Consider the following 16,775-nt stretch of genomic DNA (forward strand, 5'->3'; position numbering starts at 1 on the left):
CGGGCGTGGCGCGCCCGGCCGAAGGGATCATGGGAAACGGCGGGGGCGCGTCAGTCCTCGTCGTCGTCGAGCTGAAGCTTGTCGGAACGGACGCCTGTATTCGCCCCCCAGTAGTAGATGACGAGCGCGACGGCCGCGACGACGACCGTGTCGTACGGATGGGCGAGCCGGCCCGTGCCGCCGAAGCCGCCGAGATATGACAGCACGATCATCGCGGCATAAAACGCGATCAGCCACGCGGACGAGCGCACCTGTTCGGCGAGGCTCAGGTGTGCGGTCGGCACCCAGCGGCGGCACGCGAGGTAGATGACGAACATCACGATCTGCAGGCCGAGCAGCCAGGACACCGTGCTCCAGCCCGACCAGTAGACGATCAGCGCGGCGATCACGAACGATGCGGGGCCGGTGATGCCGAACGCGCTCGCGCGGAACGGCCGCGGCAGGTCGGGCGCGGTGCGGCGCAGTGCGGCGACCGAGACCGGCGCGACCGCATAGCTCAGCACCAGCGCGGCGGACACGATGTTGATCAGCGCTTCCCACGACGGGAACGGCATCGTCCAGAAGATCGCGAGGCCGAACGTGAGCCACAGGCCCGCGCGCGGGATGCCCGACGCTTCGTCGACGCGCGTGAACACCTTGAAGAAGGTGCCCGTCTTCGCCCAGCCGTAGACGACGCGCGGCGTCGCGTTCATGTAGATGTTGCCGCAGCCGCTCGGCGAGATCATCGCGTCGGCGACGACCATCACCGCGAGCCAGCCGACGCCGAGTGCGAGCGCGATGTCGCGGTACGGCAGCGTGAACGCCTTGCTGATGTCGTGCCAGCCGCCGGCGAGCATCGCGGTGGGGATGCTGCCGATGAACGCGAGCTGCAGCAGCACGTAGATCAGCGTCGACAGCAGGATCGACAGGATCAGCGCGATCGGGATCGTGCGCTGCGGATTACGCACCTCGCTCGCGACCGACACGATCGGCGTGAGCCCGAGGTACGCGAAGATGATGCCGCCGGCGGACACGGCCATCTCGATGCCCGGCATGCCGAACGGCGCGAAGCCGTGCACGGTCAGGTTCGCCGGCTTGAAGAACGTGAACAGCACCGCGATCACCGACAGCGGCACGATGAACTTGAAGATGCTGATGATGTTGTTCGCTTTCGCGAACGTCTTCACGCTCGAATAGTTCAGGTAAAAGAAGAAGCACAGCAGCGCGGCCTGCACGAGCCAGCCGAGCGTCGTCGGGTCGCTCGATCCTTCGACCGTCAGGCCCGGAAACCACGCGGCCGCGTACTGGCGCGCGGCGACGACCTCGATCGCGATCAGGCTCGAAAAGGCGATCAGCGTGATGAAGCCCATCAGGTAGCCGAGCAGCGGGCCGTGCGAGAACACCGGGTAGCGGACCACGCCGCCCGCGCGCGGCAGCGCGGCGCCGAGTTCGCAGTAGACGATGCCGAGCAGCAGTACCGCGAAGCCGCCGAGCAGCCACGAGAAGATGCCGGCCGGGCCCGCGATCGTCGAGACGTGACTCGCGGCGAACAGCCACCCCGAACCGAAAATGGCGCCGAGACCGATGAACGTGAGATCGGTCAGCGACAGCTGTTTCTTGAACTTGCCGTGACCCGCGTCGGGGTGCGCGGAACGGGAAAGCGGGACAGACGGGTGTGCGTTGCCTTGGCCTGGCATGGGCTTGTCTCCTGGGGGGAATATCGGCACAGGCTCGAGGTGCGTCGCGCTCCGACGGAGCAGCGGCGCAGGCCTGCCGGCCGGCGTCGCCCGGTTCGAACGACCGGGGCGGGCGGCGGGGCGTTCACGCGCGGCGCGGGTTGGCGCCGGTACGAACGGGCCCGCAGGCCATGCCGGACCGGAGACGGCGGCGCGCAGGCGCAGGGCCGGCGCACCGCCGCACGGGGAGTCGGTCAGAGACCGACGTCGGGCAGCGCCGGGCGCGTTTCGAGCGCCTTCGCGACGATGGCCTTCACTTCCGCGAGCGTGTCGCCCTGCAGTGCGAGGCGCGGCGGGCGCGTGATCGCGCTGCCGCGGCCGACCAGCTCTTCGCACAGCTTGATGCACTGCACGAGGTCGGGGCGCGCGTCGAGGTGCAGCAGCGGCATGAACCAGCGGTACAGCGCGAGCGCTTCGTCGAAACGCTTTTGCTTCGCGAGGCGGAACAGCGTCTCGCCTTCCTTCGGGAACGCATTCGACATGCCCGACACCCAGCCTTCGGCGCCGACGGCGATGCTCTCGACCACGACGTCGTCGAGGCCCGCGAACAGCACGAAGCGATCGCCGACCGCGTTGCGCAGGTCGATGAAGCGGCGCGTATCGCCCGACGAATCCTTGAAGCAGACGATGTTCTCGCAATCCTGCAGCGCGATCAGCACGTCGGGCGTCACGTCGTTCTTGTAGATCGGCGGGTTGTTGTAGACCATCACCGGCAGGTCGGTACTCGTCGCGACCGCGCGGAAGTGCGCGGCGGTTTCGTGCGGCTTGGCCGAGTAGACCAGCGCGGGCATCACCATCACGCCGTCGACGCCGACGCGCTGCGCTTCGCGCACCGTATTGCGCGCGAATTCGGTCGTGAATTCGGCGATGCCGGCGATCACCGGAATCTTGCCGCCTGCCGCGTCGCGGGCGGCCTCGATCACCTGGAGTTTCTCGCTCGTCGACAGCGACGTGTTCTCGCCGACCGTGCCGCAGACCACGAGGCCCGACACGCCGTCGTTCACCAGGTTCTTCACCACGCGGTGCGTGGCGTCGATGTCGAGGGAAAAGTCAGGCTTGAACTGGGTGCTGACGGCCGGGAAAACCCCGGTCCATTGAATGGCTTTGCGGTTCACTGAAATCTCCTACGTTCGTATCGGTCGGCCGACGGGTGTGTCGGTGTGGCAACCAGTATCGCCGCGCAAATGCCCATCACGCTTGAGTCGTATCGCGGAGCAAAATGACGAAATCGGCACAGCGGCCGGACGGCGCGGGAAGGGCGCTTCGCACTATGCCGATTTCGTCGTCGTCCTCATCGAAAAGCCACAAGCGGACGGACGCGCGACGGAGGAAGCTATGCTCCTTTCCCCACTTCGGACGGCTCATGATGAAGCGCATCCAGATCATCGATTCGCACACGGGCGGCGAACCCACTCGGCTCGTCGTGTCCGGCTTCCCCGCGCTCGGCAGCGGCACGATGGCCGAGCGCCGCGACGTGCTCGCGCGCGAGCACGACCGCTACCGCACCGCATGCATCCTCGAGCCGCGCGGCAGCGACGTGCTGGTCGGCGCGCTGCTGTGCGAGCCCGTGTCGCCCGATGCGGCGGCCGGCGTGATCTTCTTCAACAATAGTGGCTATCTCGGGATGTGCGGGCACGGCACGATTGGCGTCGTGCGCACGCTGCACCACATGGGGCGCATCGCGCCCGGCGTGCACCGGATCGAAACGCCGGTCGGTACCGTCGAGGCGACGCTGCACGACGACCTGTCGGTCAGCGTGCGCAACGTGCCCGCGTATCGCCATGCGAAGGGCGTCGCGCTCGACGTGCCGGGTTACGGCCCCGTGAAGGGCGACATCGCGTGGGGCGGCAACTGGTTCTTCCTGATCAGCGACCACGGGCAGCGCGTCGCCGGCGACAACGTCGCGGCGCTCACCGCGTATGCGTCGGCCGTGCGCGAAGGGCTCGAACGCGCGGGCATCACCGGCGCGAACGGCGGCGAGATCGACCATATCGAGCTGTTCGCCGACGATCCGGAGCACGACAGCCGCAGCTTCGTGCTGTGCCCGGGCCTCGCATACGACCGTTCGCCGTGCGGCACCGGCACGAGCGCGAAGCTCGCGTGCCTCGCGGCCGACGGCAAGCTCGCGCCGGGCGCCGTGTGGCGGCAGGCGAGCGTGATCGGCAGCGTGTTCCACGCGAGCTACGAAGAAGCCGACGGCGGGATCGTGCCGACGATCCGCGGCAGTGCGCACCTGAGCGCGGAAGCGACGCTCCTGATCGAGGAAGCCGATCCGTTCGGCTGGGGTATCGCGCCGTGAGCGACGCGAAGACGGATGTCGTCGTGATCGGCGCCGGCATCGTCGGCGCCGCGTGCGCGCACGAACTCACGCAGCGCGGGCTGCGCGTGCTCGTCGTCGACGACGCGAGCGGCGGGGCGACCGGCGCGGGCATGGGGCACCTCGTCGCGATGGACGACAACGCGGCCGAACTCGCGCTGAGCCATTACTCGATCGAACTGTGGCGCGCGTTGAGCGGCGAGATGCCCGAAGGCTGCGCGTACCGCAACTGCGGCACGCTGTGGCTCGCGGCCGATGCGCACGAGATGGATCTCGCGCGCGCGAAGCAGGCGGCGCTCGCCGCGCACGGCGTGGCCGGCGAACTGATCGACGCGGCGGCGCTCGCGCAACTGGAGCCGATGTTGCGCGCGGGCCTCGGCGGCGCGCTGAAGATTCCCGGCGACGCGATCCTCTATGCGCCCGTCACCGCGAACTGGCTGCTGCAGCGCGCGCCGCGCATCACGTTGCGGCGCGACCGGGCCGTCGCGGTCGACGGCCCGAGCGTGACGCTCGCGAGCGGCGACACGCTGCGCGCGGAGCGGGTGGTCGTGGCGAACGGCGTTGCGGCGCGCACGCTGCTGCCCGAACTGCCGCTGCGCCCGAAAAAGGGCCATCTGCTGATTACCGACCGCTATCCGGGCCAGGTGTCGCACCAGCTCGTCGAGCTGGGTTATGCGGCGAGCGCGCATGCGAGCGACGGCACGTCGGTCGCGTTCAACGTGCAGCCGCGGCCGACCGGCCAGTTGCTGATCGGCTCGTCGCGCCAGTTCGACACCGAGGACGCGCAAGTCGAGCCGCCCGTGCTCGCGCGCATGCTGCGTCGCGCGGTGGGCTATCTGCCGGACCTGGCCGACCTGAACGGCATCCGCGCATGGACGGGGTTCCGTTCCGCGAGCCCCGACGGTCTGCCGCTGCTCGGCGAGCACCCGGCACGGCCGGGCGTGTGGCTCGCGGTCGGGCACGAAGGGCTCGGCGTGACGACCGCGCCGGGCAGCGCGCGGCTCGTCGCCGCACTGATGGCCGGCGAGCGGCCGCCCATCGATATCGAACCGTATTTGCCGGGACGCTTCCTGACCGCGTCCCCTGTAGCCGGAGTGCTGACATGAAACGACCCCCACGCTCACTTCGTTCGCTGCCCCCCGGGGGGGCGGTCAGCCTCCTTGGGGCGGCCCGGCGGAGGCTGACATGAAACGACCCCCACGCTCACTTCGTTCGCTGCCCCCCGAGGGGGCCGTCAGCCCCCTTGGGGCGGCCCGGCGGAGGCTGATATGAAACGACCCCCACGCTCACTTCGTTCGCTGCCCCCCGGGGGGGCGGTCAGCCTCCTTGGGGCGGCCCGGCGGAGGCTGACATGATCATTCATCTGGACGGCCGCGCGCTGACGGTGGCCGACGGCGCGACCGTCGCGGCCGCCATTGCGGCGAGCGGCGACGACACGACGCGCGTGTCGTGCACGGGTGCGGCGCGCGCGCCGTTTTGCGGGATGGGCATCTGCCAGGAGTGCCGGATGACGATCGACGGGCGGCGCCGGCTGGCTTGCCAGACGTTGTGCCGCGACGGGATGCAGGTGGAGCGTACGCGATGAAACAGGAACGACTGAGCGTCGACATCGCGATCGTCGGCGCGGGCCCGGCCGGGCTGTCGGCCGCGCGGGCCGCCGCGCGAAGCGGTGCGACGGTGGCGATCGTCGACGACAACCCGCGCGCGGGCGGGCAGATCTGGCGACAGGGCGCAGCGGCCACGCCCGCGCCGGTCGCCACCGAGCGGCTCGCCGTATTGCGGCAGCCGAACGTCACGCATCTCGCGGCAACGCGCATCGTCGCCGAAACGCAGCCGGGCACGCTGCTGCTCGAAGACGACGAACGCGGGCTGCTGCTCGATTTCCGGACGCTGATTCTCTGCTGCGGCGCACGCGAACTGCTGCTGCCGTTTCCGGGCTGGACGCTGCCGGGCGTCACCGGTGCGGGCGGCCTGCAGGCGCTGGTCAAGTACGGCCTCGACGTGCGCGGACAGCGCACGGTGATCGCGGGCAGCGGGCCGCTGCTGCTGGCGAGCGCGGCGACGGCCCGCCAGGCCGGTGCGCGCGTGTCGCACGTGCTCGAACAGGCGGGCTGGGGCGATGTGGCCGGCTTCGGCGCCGGGCTGTGGCGCTGGCCGTCGAAGCTCGCGCAGGCCGCGAAGCTCGTCACGGCTGCGTACCGGGCCGATGCGCATGTCGTCGAGGCGTTCGGCGACAAGCGGCTCGAACGCGTGCGGATCCGGCACGGCGACCGCGAGTTCGACGTCGACTGCGACCGGCTCGCGTGCGGTTTCGGCCTCGTGCCGAATACGGTGCTGCCGAGCCATCTCGGCTGCCGGATCGACAACGGGGCGGTAGCGGTCGATGCGCACCAGCGTACGAGCCGCGACGGGGTGTTTGCGGCCGGCGAGTGCACGGGCGTCGGCGGCAGCGAACTGGCGATGGTCGAAGGCGAGATTGCCGGCCATGCGGCAACCGGGCAGACGGCGCCGCTGGCTGCGCTCGTCGCGCGGCGCGCGCACTGGCAGGCGTTTGCGGACGCCGTGCGCGAACGGTTTGCGATCCGCGAGCCGGTCCGCCGGCTGGCGCGGCCCGATACGCTGCTGTGTCGCTGCGAAGACGTGCGTTTCGAGGCAGTCGCGCAAGCGCCGGGCTGGACGGCGGCGAAACTGCAGTCGCGTTGCGGGATGGGCGCATGCCAGGGCCGCGTGTGCGGTGCGGCTGCACAGGCGTTGTTCGGCTGGACGCCGCCGGTACCGCGCACGCCGCTCGTGCCCGCGCGGGTCGGCACGCTGATGCTGGACGGTAGGGCTTCCTGCGACGGCGCGTGACGCATCGCGGCATCGCGGCATCGCGGAATCGCAGCATCGCAGCATCGCAGCATCGCAGCATCGCAGCATCGCAGCATCGCGGCCCGGTTGACACCGGGCCGCGTCATTCATTCCGCCGTCACTTTCTCCCATCCGCCGACCTGCGGCGCGGCGCAGGCGCGCAGGCACTCGATCGTCGCGGCCACCGCCGCGCGATTCGCACTGTCGGGGTGCCAGTACATCGACACCGCGCCCTGGCCTTCGAGCTGCATCGGCAGGATCCGGATCGCGTTCAATTGCTCGAAGCGCTGCGCGGCACGATAAGACGCGACACCGAGCAGGTCGGTGTTGTTCAGCAGCGTGAGGTTGAGGATCGACGAATTCGATTCGACACAGTGGGGCGGCCGAACGCGGCCGGCGGCCGTCAGCGCGGCCTCGAGCGCGTTGTGCACGGGCGTGCCCGACGGCCACACGATCCACGAACAGGCGAGCACGTCGTCCCAGCCGACCGACGCCGCACCGGCGAGCGCGTGACCGGGTCGCGCGACGAACACGACCGGATCGACATACAGCGCTTCGGCATGCAGCAGCGGATCGACGGATGTCGACCCCGAGCGGCCCACGACGATATCCAGTTCGCTGCGCGCGAGCTGCGGCATCAGCTGGTTCATCGTGCTTTCGGTGAGCCGCACCTGCGCGCGCGGCATCCGTTTGAGCAGTTGCGACACCGCGAGCGGCACCGTGTCGGCCGCCGCGACGCCTGACGTGCCGATCGTCACGAGGCCGCTGCCGCCTTCGCGCAGCGCGGCCATGTCGTCGCGCGCGACGTCGAGCTGCGCTTCGACGCGGCGCGCATGCTCGATCAGCGCTTCGCCGTAGGCGGTCGGCCGCAGCCCGCGCGCATGCCGTTCGAACAGCGGCAGCCCGACGTCCTCTTCCAGTTCCTTCAGCCATTTCGACAGCGCGGGCTGCGTGGTCGCGAGCGCCACCGCCGACTGGCTCAGGTTGCCGGTGCCGGCAAGGCTCAACAGTACCTGCAGATGCCGCAGTCGCAGCCGGTGGGTCCAGTCCATCGCATGCCTCGTCGCGAGAAGGTATATCCAGAATGATATGGATTAGATGATTTGATCATTTTACCGGGTATGTCTGGGTCGAATATAAATCTGCTGACGGACTGCAGCACGGTCCCCGACCCGACATAGCGCCGACGCCGATCGGCCGACTCCCAGGAGACATCATGACGACCCATCCGGACGCGTCGCGCGCCGCCTACTACGCACGGATCGCCGAGCAACGCCTGGCACCGCTGTGGGAATCGCTGCACAACCTCGTGCCGAAATCCCCGCAGCCGGCCGCGCAGGCCGCGATCTGGAAGTACGCGCAGGTGCGCGACCTCGTGATGCAGGCCGGCAGCGTGATCAGCGCGGAAGAAGCCGTGCGCCGCGTGCTGGTGCTGGAGAACCCCGGGCTGCCCGGCAAGTCGAGCATGACGCCGAGCCTGTACGCGGGGCTGCAACTGATCCTGCCCGGCGAGATCGCGCCGAGCCACCGGCATACGCAGTCGGCGCTGCGCTTCATCGTCGAAGGGCGCGGCGCGTGGACGGCGGTGAACGGCGAGCGCACGACGATGCATCCGGGCGACTTCATCATCACGCCGTCGTGGGCATGGCACGACCACGGCAACCCGTCGGCGGAAGCGGGCGGCGAGCCGGTCGTGTGGCTCGACGGGCTCGACATTCCGCTCGTCGCACACCTCGACGCGGGCTTCGCGGAGAACTACCCGGAAGCCGTGCAGCCCGTGAATCGCCCGGAAGGCGACAGCCTCGCCCGCTTCGGTCACAACATGGTGCCGGTGCGGCATCGCGCGAGCGATCCGACGTCGCCGGTGTTCAGTTATCCGTACGCACGCACCCGCGAGGCGCTCGACGTGCTGTACCGGAACGGCGAGCTCGACGCGTGGGACGGCGTGAAGCTGCGCTATGTGAACCCCGCGACGGGCGGCTGGCCGATGCCGACGATCGCCACCTTCATGCAGTTCCTGCCCGCCGGTTTCGACGGCCGCACGTACCGCAGCACCGACGCGACGATCTACTGCGTCGTCGAGGGTAGCGGCACCGCGTTCATCGGCGGCAACGCATTCGGATTCGAGCCGCACGACGTCTTCGTCGTGCCGTCGTGGGCGCCGGTGCGGCTGTCGGCGTCGTCCGACAGCGTGCTGTTCAGCTATTCCGACCGGCCCGTGCTGTCCGCGCTGAACCTGCTGCGCGAAGCGCGCGACTGACGCCGGCAGCGTTCAAGGATTCCGTTTTCCGCGCGCCGCCGCCGCGGTGCGCCTCCTTCATTCACGTTCTGGCTGGAGCCATTGATGACTTTCGTTTTTCCGCCCGAAGCGCCCGTGGCGCTCCCCGTCGTCGGCAGCGATGCCCGGTTCGCGGTACGCCGCGTCTATTGTGTCGGCCGCAACTACGCGGCCCACGCGCGTGAAATGGGCTTCGATCCCGATCGCGAGCCGCCGTTCTTCTTCTGCAAGCCGGCCGATTCGATCGTGCCGGTCGCGTACGGCGAAACGCTCGATCTCGCGTATCCGTCGCAGACGCAGAACTATCACTACGAAGCCGAACTCGTCGCGGTGATCGGCAAGGGCGGGGCGGACATTCCGCTCGAACGCGCGCTCGAACACGTGTGGGGCTATGCGGTCGGCCTCGACATGACGCGTCGCGACCTGCAGATGAAGATGCGCGAAATGGGCCGGCCGTGGGAGATCGGCAAGGCGTTCGACCGCTCGGCGCCGATCGGCCCCGTGCATCCGGCGAGCGACGTCGGTCATTTCGAACAGGGCGGCCTGTGGCTGACCGTCAACGGCACGACGAAGCAGAAGAGCGACGTGTCGCACCTGATCTGGTCGGTCGCGGAAACGGTGGCCGACCTGTCGAGGTTCTTCCGCCTCGAACCGGGCGACGTGATCTTCACGGGCACGCCGGAAGGTGTCGGCGCGGTGGTGGCGGGCGACGTGATGAAGGTCGGCGTCGAGCGGCTCGGCGAACTGGCCGTGCGCGTGGTCTGACGCATCTTCCCCGAAAGGCGACATCGTGCAACTGCATAGCTTCTTCAACAGCTCGACCTCCTACCGGGTGCGCATCGCGCTCGCGCTGAAAGGGCTGCCGTACGACACGCTGCCGGTGAACATCCGCGCCGGCGAGCATCGCGACGCGGCCTACGTCGCGAACGTGAACCCGTCCGCAGCGGTGCCGGCGCTGGTCGACGGCGATTTCGGCCTCGGCCAGTCGCTCGCGATCCTCGATTACCTCGACCAGATCCAGCCGACGCCGCGACTGATTCCGCTCGAACTGCGACATCGTGCGCGCGTGCTGGAACTCGCGGCGCTGATCGCCTGCGACATCCATCCGGTCAACAACCTGCGCGTGCTGCGCTATCTCGACAGCGAGCTGAAGGTCACGGCCCAGCAGAAGACCGCGTGGTACCGGCACTGGGTCGCGGAAGGGATGGCCGGCGTCGAGCGGCTGCTCGCGCGCGCGGACGAGGGCCCATGGTGCTTCGGCGACGCGCCGACGCTGGCCGACGTGTGCCTCGTGCCGCAGGTCGCGAACGCGCTGCGGATGGATTGCGACCTGAGCGCGTATCCCCGCAGCCTCGCGGTGTACGAATACGCACGGCACGAGCCGGCGTTCGACGCGGCGCAGCCGCAGCGGCAACCGGATTACGTCGCGTAACACGAAGCAGGAGACAAGGATGGGCGAGACACAAGACAACGGCCGGCGCGTGCTGGTGATCGGCGGCGGCATCGGCGGGCTCGCGGCAGCGCTCGCGCTCGCGCGCCAGGGCATCCGCGTGAAGCTGCTCGAACAGGCGGAGCAGATCGGCGAGATCGGCGCGGGGATTCAGCTCGCGGCGAACGCGTTCAACGCGCTCGATGCGCTGGGTGTCGGCGAGGCCGCGCGCAGCCGGGCCGTGTTCACCGACTGGCTGCAACTGATGGATGCGGTCGATGCGCGCGAGGTTGCGCGCATCGATACGGGTGCCGCGTACCGCGAGCGCTTCGGCAATCCGTATGCGGTGATTCATCGAGCGGACATTCACCTGTCGATCTACGAGGCGGTCAAGGACCATCCGCTGATCGAGTTCCGGACGAGCACGCAGGTGTGCGGGTTCGAGCAGGACGGCAACGGCGTGACCGTGACCGACCAGCACGGCGAACGTTATCGCGCCGATGCGGTGATCGGCTGCGACGGCGTGAAATCCGCGATCCGCCAGGCGCTGATCGGCGATGCGCATCGCGTGACGGGCCACGTCGTGTATCGCGCGGTGGTCGACGTCGACAACATGCCGAAGGATCTGCAGATCAATGCGCCGGTCGTGTGGGCCGGCCCGCATTGCCATCTCGTCCACTATCCGCTGCGCGGCGGGCGGCAGTACAACCTCGTCGTCACGTTCCACAGCCGCGAGCAGGAAACCTGGGGCGTGCGCGAGGGCAGCAAGGAAGAGGTGCTGTCGTACTTCGACGGCATTCATCCGCTGCCGAAGCAGATGCTCGACCGGCCGACGTCGTGGAAGCGCTGGGCGACCGCGGACCGCGATCCGGTCGAGCGCTGGAGCGAGGGCTGCGCGACGGTGCTCGGCGACGCCGCGCATCCGATGACGCAATACATTGCGCAGGGCGCGTGCCAGGCGCTCGAGGACGCGGTGACGCTCGGCGCGGCCGTCGCGCGGGCCGACGGCGATTTCGAGGCCGCGTTCGCGCTGTACGAACGCGTGCGGATTCCGCGCACCGCGCGCGTGCTGTATTCGGCGCGCGAGATGGGGCGGATCTATCACGCGAAGGGCGTCGAGCGGCTGGTGCGCAACGGGCTCTGGGTCGGCCGTACGCAGGCGCAGTTCTACGACGCGCTCGACTGGCTGCACGGCTGGCGCGCGGAGGACTGCCTGACGCCGGCTGCGTGACGCAGCTCGGCGAGCCCGATTCCGGCGGCGCGCAATTCAACGACACGACGCGCGACCGCCTTCCTGGAGGAGACATCACCATGACCGATACGCTGTCCATCGACGTCAGCGAATGGATCGACCGGCATCGCGTTGCGCCGTTTCAGGCCGCGATCGTCGTCCTGTGCTTCCTGATCGTCGCGATCGACGGTTTCGATACCGCATCGATCGGTTTCATCGCCCCCGTCATTCGCGCGGAATGGGGCCTGTCGCCCGCGCAGCTCGCCCCGGTGTTCGGCGCGGGGCTCGCGGGGCTGATGGCCGGCGCGCTCGTGTTCGGGCCGTTCGGCGACCGGTTCGGCCGCAAGCGCCTGCTGCTCGCATGCGTCGCGTGCTTCGGCATCGCGAGTGCCGCGTCGGCGAGCGCGGGCGGCCTGACCGAGCTGATCGCGTGGCGTTTCGTGACCGGGCTCGGGCTCGGCGGCGCGATGCCCAATGCGATCACGCTGACGTCCGAGTACTGCCCGGCACGGCGCCGTTCGCTGCTGGTGACGACGATGTTCTGCGGCTTTACGATCGGCTCCGCGCTCGGCGGGCTCGCGGCCGCCGCGCTGATCGAGCACCACGGCTGGCGCGCGGTGCTCGTCGTCGGCGGCGCGGCGCCGCTGCTGCTCCTGCCGGTGCTCGCATGGCGGCTGCCGGAATCGGTGCGCTATCTCGTCAATCGGCACGCACCTTCCGCGCGGATCGCGGCGATGCTGGGCCGCATCGCGCCGGATCCCCGGCTTTCGAACGCGTCGTTCACCGCGCCCGCCGGCAAGCCGGCCGGATCGCCGCTTGGCCGCCTGTTCGGCCCCGACCTGTTGCGCGGCACGCTGCTGCTGTGGCTCACGTTCTTCATGAGCCTGCTCGTCATCTACCTGCTGTCCAGCTGGCTGCCGACGCTGCTGCGCACGACCGGCGCGACGCTGCGGACGGCCGCGCACGTGACCGCGATGTTCCAGGTCGGCGGCACGCTCGGCGCGATCGTCCTCGGCTGGCTGATGGACCGTTTCGACCCGCATCGCGTCCTGGCCTGCAGCTACGCGGCGGCCGGCGTGTTCGTCGCCGCGATCGGCGTGGTTGCCGCGTCGCCGTGGGGCGCCGCGCTCGCCGTGTTCGCGGCCGGTTTCTGCGTGTCGGGTTCACAGGTCGGCGCCAATGCGCTGTCGGCCGCGTTCTATCCGACCGAGTGCCGCACCACCGGTGTGAGCTGGGCGAACGGGATCGGCCGTGGCGGTTCGGTCGTCGGATCGATGGCGGGCGGTGCGATGCTGGCGATGGGCGTGCCGTTGTCGACCGCGTTTGCGGTCGTCGCGGCACCGTGCGTGATCGCCGCGATCGCGGTGCTCGCGCTCGGCGCGGTTCGTGCCGGTGCGGCGCGCGTGCCCGCCGCGAAGACGATGGCGGGCGAACGGGCCTGAGCGAAGGAGGGCGCAAGGCCACCTGTCGGCAGACCGGGAGACGCAACATTATACAAATCAATATAATATTGATTTTTTAATTGTCTCCCAGTGCCGATGAACGACGATCTTTCCGCCGGGTTTCCGGAACCCGACCAGATGCGCGCGGCCGCCGAATCGGCCTGCGCGCTGCTCAAGGTGCTGTCGAATCCCGACCGGTTGATGCTGCTCTGCGAGCTGTCCCAGGGTGAGCGCTGCGTGAGCGATCTCGAGGCAGCGCTGGACATCCGTCAGCCGACGCTGTCCCAGCAGCTCGGCGTGTTGCGCGACAACGCGCTGGTCCGCACGCGCCGCGACGGCAAGAACATCCACTACTCGCTCGACAGCCCCGCCGCGATCGCGGTGATGGGCGTGCTGTACGAACAGTTCTGCGGCCCGGCCGCGAAGGGGCGGCGCGATGCAGCTTGATGCGCTTCATTTCACGCCGTGGCTGTCGCTGGCGGGCGGCGTGCTGATCGGGCTCGCCGCCGCGTGGCTCGTCGCGTTCAACGGCCGGATCGCGGGCATCAGCGGTATCGTCGGCGGCTTGCTCACGGCACGCGCCGGCGAACGCGGCTGGCGCGCCGCGTTCGTCGCCGGGCTGGTCGCGGCACCGCTTGCGATGCGCGTCGCCGGGAACAGCCTGACGCCGCAGGTCGATGCGGGCTGGTTCGAACTGGTGGCGGCCGGGCTGCTGGTCGGAATCGGCACGCGGTACGCGGGAGGCTGCACGAGCGGCCACGGCGTGTGCGGGATGTCGCGCGGCGCGCTGCGTTCGGTGGTCGCGACGGTGGTCTTCATGGTCGCGGGCTTCGTGACCGTATTCGTGCGACGGCACGTGCTGGGAGGCTGACATGCAGGCAGGATTCGCGTTTCTGGCGGGGCTGCTGTTCGGCGTCGGCCTCATCGTGTCGGGCATGGCCAATCCGCAGAAGGTGCTCGGTTTTCTCGACCTGGCGGGCCGCTGGGATCCGTCGCTCGCGTTCGTGATGGCCGGCGCGACCGGGGTGGCCGTGTTCGCGTTCGCATGGGCGAAGCGCCGGACGCGGTCATGGCTCGGCCTGCCGATGCAGTTGCCGGCCCTGCGGGCGATCACCGTGCGCCTGGTTGCCGGAAGTGCCGTGTTCGGCATCGGCTGGGGGATCGCCGGGTTCTGCCCGGGGCCCGCGATCGTGTCGATCGGCTTCGGGTCGGCGAAGGGGATCGGGTTCGTCGTCGCGATGCTGGCCGGGATGGCGGTATTCGAGTGGTTCGAAAGGCGCAGAAGCGTGCGGTGATGCCGTGACCGCCGGATGCCGGAGGCGCACTGCGGCGGTTGCGCCGGTCAAGGTCGGTCGATCCGCATGAGCACGGCCCTACCGGGTCGTGCCGGATATCCATCGGCTGATGCGGCGCGGCGTGACGCTCTTCCATGACACCACGGCAAGTTTCCATGTCACGAATGCTCGTGTACACGACGGCCGCCGCGCATCCTCCCGGACAGCCGGCGCAGGATCGCGCGCCATGCCACGAGCCAGCCGCTCCGGCTTGCCGGTTCCACGACGGCCGTGCTGACCGCGCCCGCGCCGCCGGCCGACAGCGCCACGTGGCCGGCCGTCTCGAGCGTCAGGCATTCCCCTTCGTCGAGCAAGCGGCGGATGTGCCGCGGCGCGTCGGGCAGCCAGTCGAGCCCGCCGTGGCGCAGCGTGACCGCAAGCGCGCCGTCCAGCACGATCAACTGGCTGCCCTTGTCGAACCACGCAAAGTGGCTTTGCCCGGCGTCGAGCCGGATGTGATGCGTTCGCATGGCGATTCCCTTTGCGGTTGCGCGGCCTCGCGACGGCGAGGCGACAGCGTGCAGTCAGGTTAGGGAAACGGGCACCGGCACGACAGATTCAGGGGACGGGAATCTGTTGCGGTGCAGACGACGATTTTGCGCTGCTGTATCGGTGGGTTTCCCCGGAATCTGTATCTGGCGTGCCATCGGCCGCGCGGGCACGATCGCCTGCATGACGCCTTTCACCGATTCATCCCGCCCACCGTTGCCGATGGATGGCGAGCCGCTTTACGAACGGCTCGCCGAGCATTACCGCCGCATCATCGCGGCCGGCACGCTGTCGCCCGGCGACCGGATGCCGTCGGTGCGGGCGTTCATGGCACAGCACGGCGTGAGTCTGTCGACCGCGATTCAGGCGTTCCGGCGGCTCGAGGATACGGGCTGGTGCGAGGCGAAGCCGCGCTCCGGCTACTTCGTGCGGCGCCGCGCGGCTGTCGCGCTCGAAACGCTGCCGGAAAGCGACGGGCCGCCGCTGAGCGTCGAGCCGCCGTTCGCGGGCCTGCACGAGCGCGTGTCGCGTGTGATCGACCGCGCCAACGCGACGCCCGATGCGCTGAATCTCGGCGGCGCGTCTGCGCTGGCCACGCTGTATCCGGCCGAGCCCCTGCAGGCGCTCGCGATCCGGTTGTTGCGGCGCAAGCCTACCTTGCTGACCGATGCGGGGCCCGTCGGCGGGTCGCCCGAGTTCCGGCAGACGATGGCCAAGCGCGCGCTGTCGTACGGCGTGACGGTGACGCCGGACGACGTGATGTCGACGAGCGGCGGCGTCGATGCCGTGAATCTCGCGTTGCGTGCGGTCGCGCGCCCCGGCGACACGATCGCGATCGAATCGCCCGCGTTCTTCGGCCTGATCCAGTTGCTCGAAAGCCTCGGCTTGCGCGCCCTCGAAATCCCGGCCAGCCCGACGACCGGCCTGTCGATCGAGGCGCTCGAAGTGGCGCTGACCGCGTATCCGGACATTCGTGCCGTGGTGGTTGTGCCGAACCTGCAGAACCCGCTCGGCTGCGTGATGCCCGACGGGCGCAAGGCCGCGCTCGTCTCGCTCTGTTCGCGCCACGGCGTGGCCGTGATCGAGGACGAGCCCTATCGCGAACTCGTCGAAGCGCCGCAGACGGTCAAGCCGGTCAAGGCATGGGACCGCGACGGCACGGTGATCTACTGCCCGTCGTTCAACAAGGTGCTGGCCCCCGGGATGCGGCTTGGCTGGATAAGCGCGGGGCGCTGGCACGCGCGCGTGAAGATGCTGAAATTCGCGCACAGCCGGCACAATGCCGCGTTACTGCAGGCCGTTGCGGCCGAATTCGTCGGTTCGGGCGCGTTCGATCGCCATCTGCGCCGGTTCCGCGAACAGCTGCGCGTGCAGCGCGACGTGACGATCGACGCGATTGCACGGCATTTTCCGGCCGGAACCCGGATGAACCAGCCGCCGGGCGGGATGCTGCTGTGGATCGCGTTGCCGGACGGCGTGCGCTCCGAGGCGCTGTTCGATGCCGCGCTGGCGCACGGGGTCAGGATCGCGCCCGGGGCGATCTTCTCGAATTCCGACCGCTTCGACGGCTATATCCGGCTTGCTTGCACGCGCGTGTTCGATGCGGCGCACGAAGCGGCGTTCGAAACGCTCGGCCGCCTCGTGCGGGAAGCCATGGCGCCCAGGTAGGCGCGGTGGCCGCCGGCCGGGC

17 protein-coding genes are annotated in these 16,775 nt (G+C 69.4%); 13 read left to right on the plus strand and 4 right to left on the minus strand.

Annotated elements, in window-relative coordinates:
* Positions 1-50 precede the first annotated feature (50 nt).
* On the minus strand, positions 51-1,676 hold the full coding sequence (locus ABY44_RS26365; RefSeq protein ID WP_060171183.1) for an APC family permease: 1,626 nt from the start codon (positions 1,674-1,676) through the stop codon (positions 51-53).
* A 233-nt stretch (positions 1,677-1,909) separates the two neighbouring features.
* On the minus strand, positions 1,910-2,830 hold the full coding sequence (locus ABY44_RS26370; RefSeq protein WP_060171181.1) for a dihydrodipicolinate synthase family protein: 921 nt from the start codon (positions 2,828-2,830) through the stop codon (positions 1,910-1,912).
* A gap of 251 nt (positions 2,831-3,081) precedes the next feature.
* Here ABY44_RS26370 and ABY44_RS26375 point away from each other — a divergent pair, with 251 nt between their 5' ends.
* The 4 genes from ABY44_RS26375 (at position 3,082) to ABY44_RS26390 (ending at position 6,882) form a co-directional block, all read left to right on the plus strand.
* On the plus strand, positions 3,082-4,014 hold the full coding sequence (locus tag ABY44_RS26375) for a 4-hydroxyproline epimerase (RefSeq protein ID WP_060171262.1): 933 nt from the start codon (positions 3,082-3,084) through the stop codon (positions 4,012-4,014).
* Complete coding sequence (locus ABY44_RS26380; protein WP_060171179.1) at positions 4,011-5,138, plus strand: NAD(P)/FAD-dependent oxidoreductase; 1,128 nt, start codon at positions 4,011-4,013, stop codon at positions 5,136-5,138. Before ABY44_RS26375 ends, ABY44_RS26380 begins: the two co-directional genes overlap by 4 nt.
* 245 nt (positions 5,139-5,383) lie before the next feature.
* Entirely contained in the window at positions 5,384-5,617 is a 234-nt protein-coding gene (locus ABY44_RS26385) for a 2Fe-2S iron-sulfur cluster-binding protein (protein ID WP_027791339.1), read from the plus strand.
* A complete protein-coding gene (locus ABY44_RS26390; protein ID WP_060171177.1) occupies positions 5,614-6,882 on the plus strand; it encodes an NAD(P)/FAD-dependent oxidoreductase in 1,269 nt (422 codons plus the stop codon). Before ABY44_RS26385 ends, ABY44_RS26390 begins: the two co-directional genes overlap by 4 nt.
* 107 nt (positions 6,883-6,989) lie before the next feature.
* On the opposite strand, the gene ABY44_RS26395 is transcribed toward ABY44_RS26390, so the two are convergent.
* Positions 6,990-7,934: a LysR family transcriptional regulator gene (locus ABY44_RS26395; RefSeq protein WP_059696422.1), complete on the minus strand. Its 945-nt coding sequence runs from the start codon at positions 7,932-7,934 to the stop codon at positions 6,990-6,992.
* A gap of 164 nt (positions 7,935-8,098) precedes the next feature.
* Here ABY44_RS26395 and gtdA point away from each other — a divergent pair, with 164 nt between their 5' ends.
* The 8 genes from gtdA to ABY44_RS26435 all read left to right on the plus strand — a co-directional run bounded on the left by gtdA (position 8,099) and on the right by ABY44_RS26435 (position 14,557).
* Complete coding sequence (gtdA, locus tag ABY44_RS26400; protein WP_060171175.1) at positions 8,099-9,142, plus strand: gentisate 1,2-dioxygenase; 1,044 nt, start codon at positions 8,099-8,101, stop codon at positions 9,140-9,142.
* A gap of 84 nt (positions 9,143-9,226) precedes the next feature.
* A complete protein-coding gene (locus ABY44_RS26405; RefSeq protein ID WP_060085119.1) occupies positions 9,227-9,925 on the plus strand; it encodes a fumarylacetoacetate hydrolase family protein in 699 nt (232 codons plus the stop codon).
* A gap of 25 nt (positions 9,926-9,950) precedes the next feature.
* Positions 9,951-10,592, plus strand: a complete 642-nt coding sequence (maiA, locus tag ABY44_RS26410; RefSeq protein WP_060171173.1) for a maleylacetoacetate isomerase — start codon at positions 9,951-9,953, stop codon at positions 10,590-10,592.
* A 19-nt stretch (positions 10,593-10,611) separates the two neighbouring features.
* Complete coding sequence (locus tag ABY44_RS26415; protein WP_060171171.1) at positions 10,612-11,820, plus strand: 3-hydroxybenzoate 6-monooxygenase; 1,209 nt, start codon at positions 10,612-10,614, stop codon at positions 11,818-11,820.
* An 80-nt stretch (positions 11,821-11,900) separates the two neighbouring features.
* Entirely contained in the window at positions 11,901-13,262 is a 1,362-nt protein-coding gene (locus ABY44_RS26420; RefSeq protein ID WP_060171260.1) for an MFS transporter, read from the plus strand.
* 96 nt (positions 13,263-13,358) lie between these two features.
* Positions 13,359-13,709, plus strand: coding sequence for an ArsR/SmtB family transcription factor (locus tag ABY44_RS26425; RefSeq protein WP_027791347.1), 351 nt, complete (start codon positions 13,359-13,361; stop codon positions 13,707-13,709).
* Positions 13,699-14,133, plus strand: coding sequence for a YeeE/YedE family protein (locus ABY44_RS26430; protein WP_060171169.1), 435 nt, complete (start codon positions 13,699-13,701; stop codon positions 14,131-14,133). Before ABY44_RS26425 ends, ABY44_RS26430 begins: the two co-directional genes overlap by 11 nt.
* Position 14,134: 1 nt before the next feature.
* Positions 14,135-14,557 carry a DUF6691 family protein gene (locus ABY44_RS26435; protein ID WP_059696413.1) on the plus strand — a complete coding sequence of 141 codons (423 nt, stop codon included), beginning with the start codon at positions 14,135-14,137 and terminating at the stop codon, positions 14,555-14,557.
* A gap of 158 nt (positions 14,558-14,715) precedes the next feature.
* On the opposite strand, the gene ABY44_RS26440 is transcribed toward ABY44_RS26435, so the two are convergent.
* Positions 14,716-15,066, minus strand: a complete 351-nt coding sequence (locus ABY44_RS26440) for a hypothetical protein (RefSeq protein ID WP_027791350.1) — start codon at positions 15,064-15,066, stop codon at positions 14,716-14,718.
* A 202-nt stretch (positions 15,067-15,268) separates the two neighbouring features.
* On the opposite strand from ABY44_RS26440, the gene ABY44_RS26445 reads away from it, so the two are divergent.
* Positions 15,269-16,753, plus strand: a complete 1,485-nt coding sequence (locus tag ABY44_RS26445) for a PLP-dependent aminotransferase family protein (protein ID WP_060171167.1) — start codon at positions 15,269-15,271, stop codon at positions 16,751-16,753.
* Positions 16,754-16,775: the final 22 nt, after the last annotated feature.

Source organism: Burkholderia sp. ZZQ-2 (assembly GCF_050768715.1).
Classification (GTDB): domain Bacteria; phylum Pseudomonadota; class Gammaproteobacteria; order Burkholderiales; family Burkholderiaceae; genus Burkholderia; species Burkholderia cepacia.

What these genes read in the sequence shown, in the direction of transcription:
- ABY44_RS26365 (WP_060171183.1), bottom strand. Translation starts at nt 1,676, where the DNA reads ATGCCAGGCCAAGGCAACGCACACCCGTCTGTCCCGCTTTCCCGTTCC.
- ABY44_RS26375 (WP_060171262.1), top strand. Translation starts at nt 3,082, where the DNA reads ATGAAGCGCATCCAGATCATCGATTCGCACACGGGCGGCGAACCCACT.
- ABY44_RS26385 (WP_027791339.1), top strand. Translation starts at nt 5,384, where the DNA reads ATGATCATTCATCTGGACGGCCGCGCGCTGACGGTGGCCGACGGCGCG.
- ABY44_RS26390 (WP_060171177.1), top strand. Translation starts at nt 5,614, where the DNA reads ATGAAACAGGAACGACTGAGCGTCGACATCGCGATCGTCGGCGCGGGC.
- ABY44_RS26395 (WP_059696422.1), bottom strand. Translation starts at nt 7,934, where the DNA reads ATGGACTGGACCCACCGGCTGCGACTGCGGCATCTGCAGGTACTGTTG.
- gtdA (WP_060171175.1), top strand. Translation starts at nt 8,099, where the DNA reads ATGACGACCCATCCGGACGCGTCGCGCGCCGCCTACTACGCACGGATC.
- ABY44_RS26405 (WP_060085119.1), top strand. Translation starts at nt 9,227, where the DNA reads ATGACTTTCGTTTTTCCGCCCGAAGCGCCCGTGGCGCTCCCCGTCGTC.
- ABY44_RS26415 (WP_060171171.1), top strand. Translation starts at nt 10,612, where the DNA reads ATGGGCGAGACACAAGACAACGGCCGGCGCGTGCTGGTGATCGGCGGC.
- ABY44_RS26420 (WP_060171260.1), top strand. Translation starts at nt 11,901, where the DNA reads ATGACCGATACGCTGTCCATCGACGTCAGCGAATGGATCGACCGGCAT.
- ABY44_RS26425 (WP_027791347.1), top strand. Translation starts at nt 13,359, where the DNA reads ATGAACGACGATCTTTCCGCCGGGTTTCCGGAACCCGACCAGATGCGC.
- ABY44_RS26430 (WP_060171169.1), top strand. Translation starts at nt 13,699, where the DNA reads ATGCAGCTTGATGCGCTTCATTTCACGCCGTGGCTGTCGCTGGCGGGC.
- ABY44_RS26435 (WP_059696413.1), top strand. Translation starts at nt 14,135, where the DNA reads ATGCAGGCAGGATTCGCGTTTCTGGCGGGGCTGCTGTTCGGCGTCGGC.
- ABY44_RS26440 (WP_027791350.1), bottom strand. Translation starts at nt 15,066, where the DNA reads ATGCGAACGCATCACATCCGGCTCGACGCCGGGCAAAGCCACTTTGCG.
- ABY44_RS26445 (WP_060171167.1), top strand. Translation starts at nt 15,269, where the DNA reads ATGACGCCTTTCACCGATTCATCCCGCCCACCGTTGCCGATGGATGGC.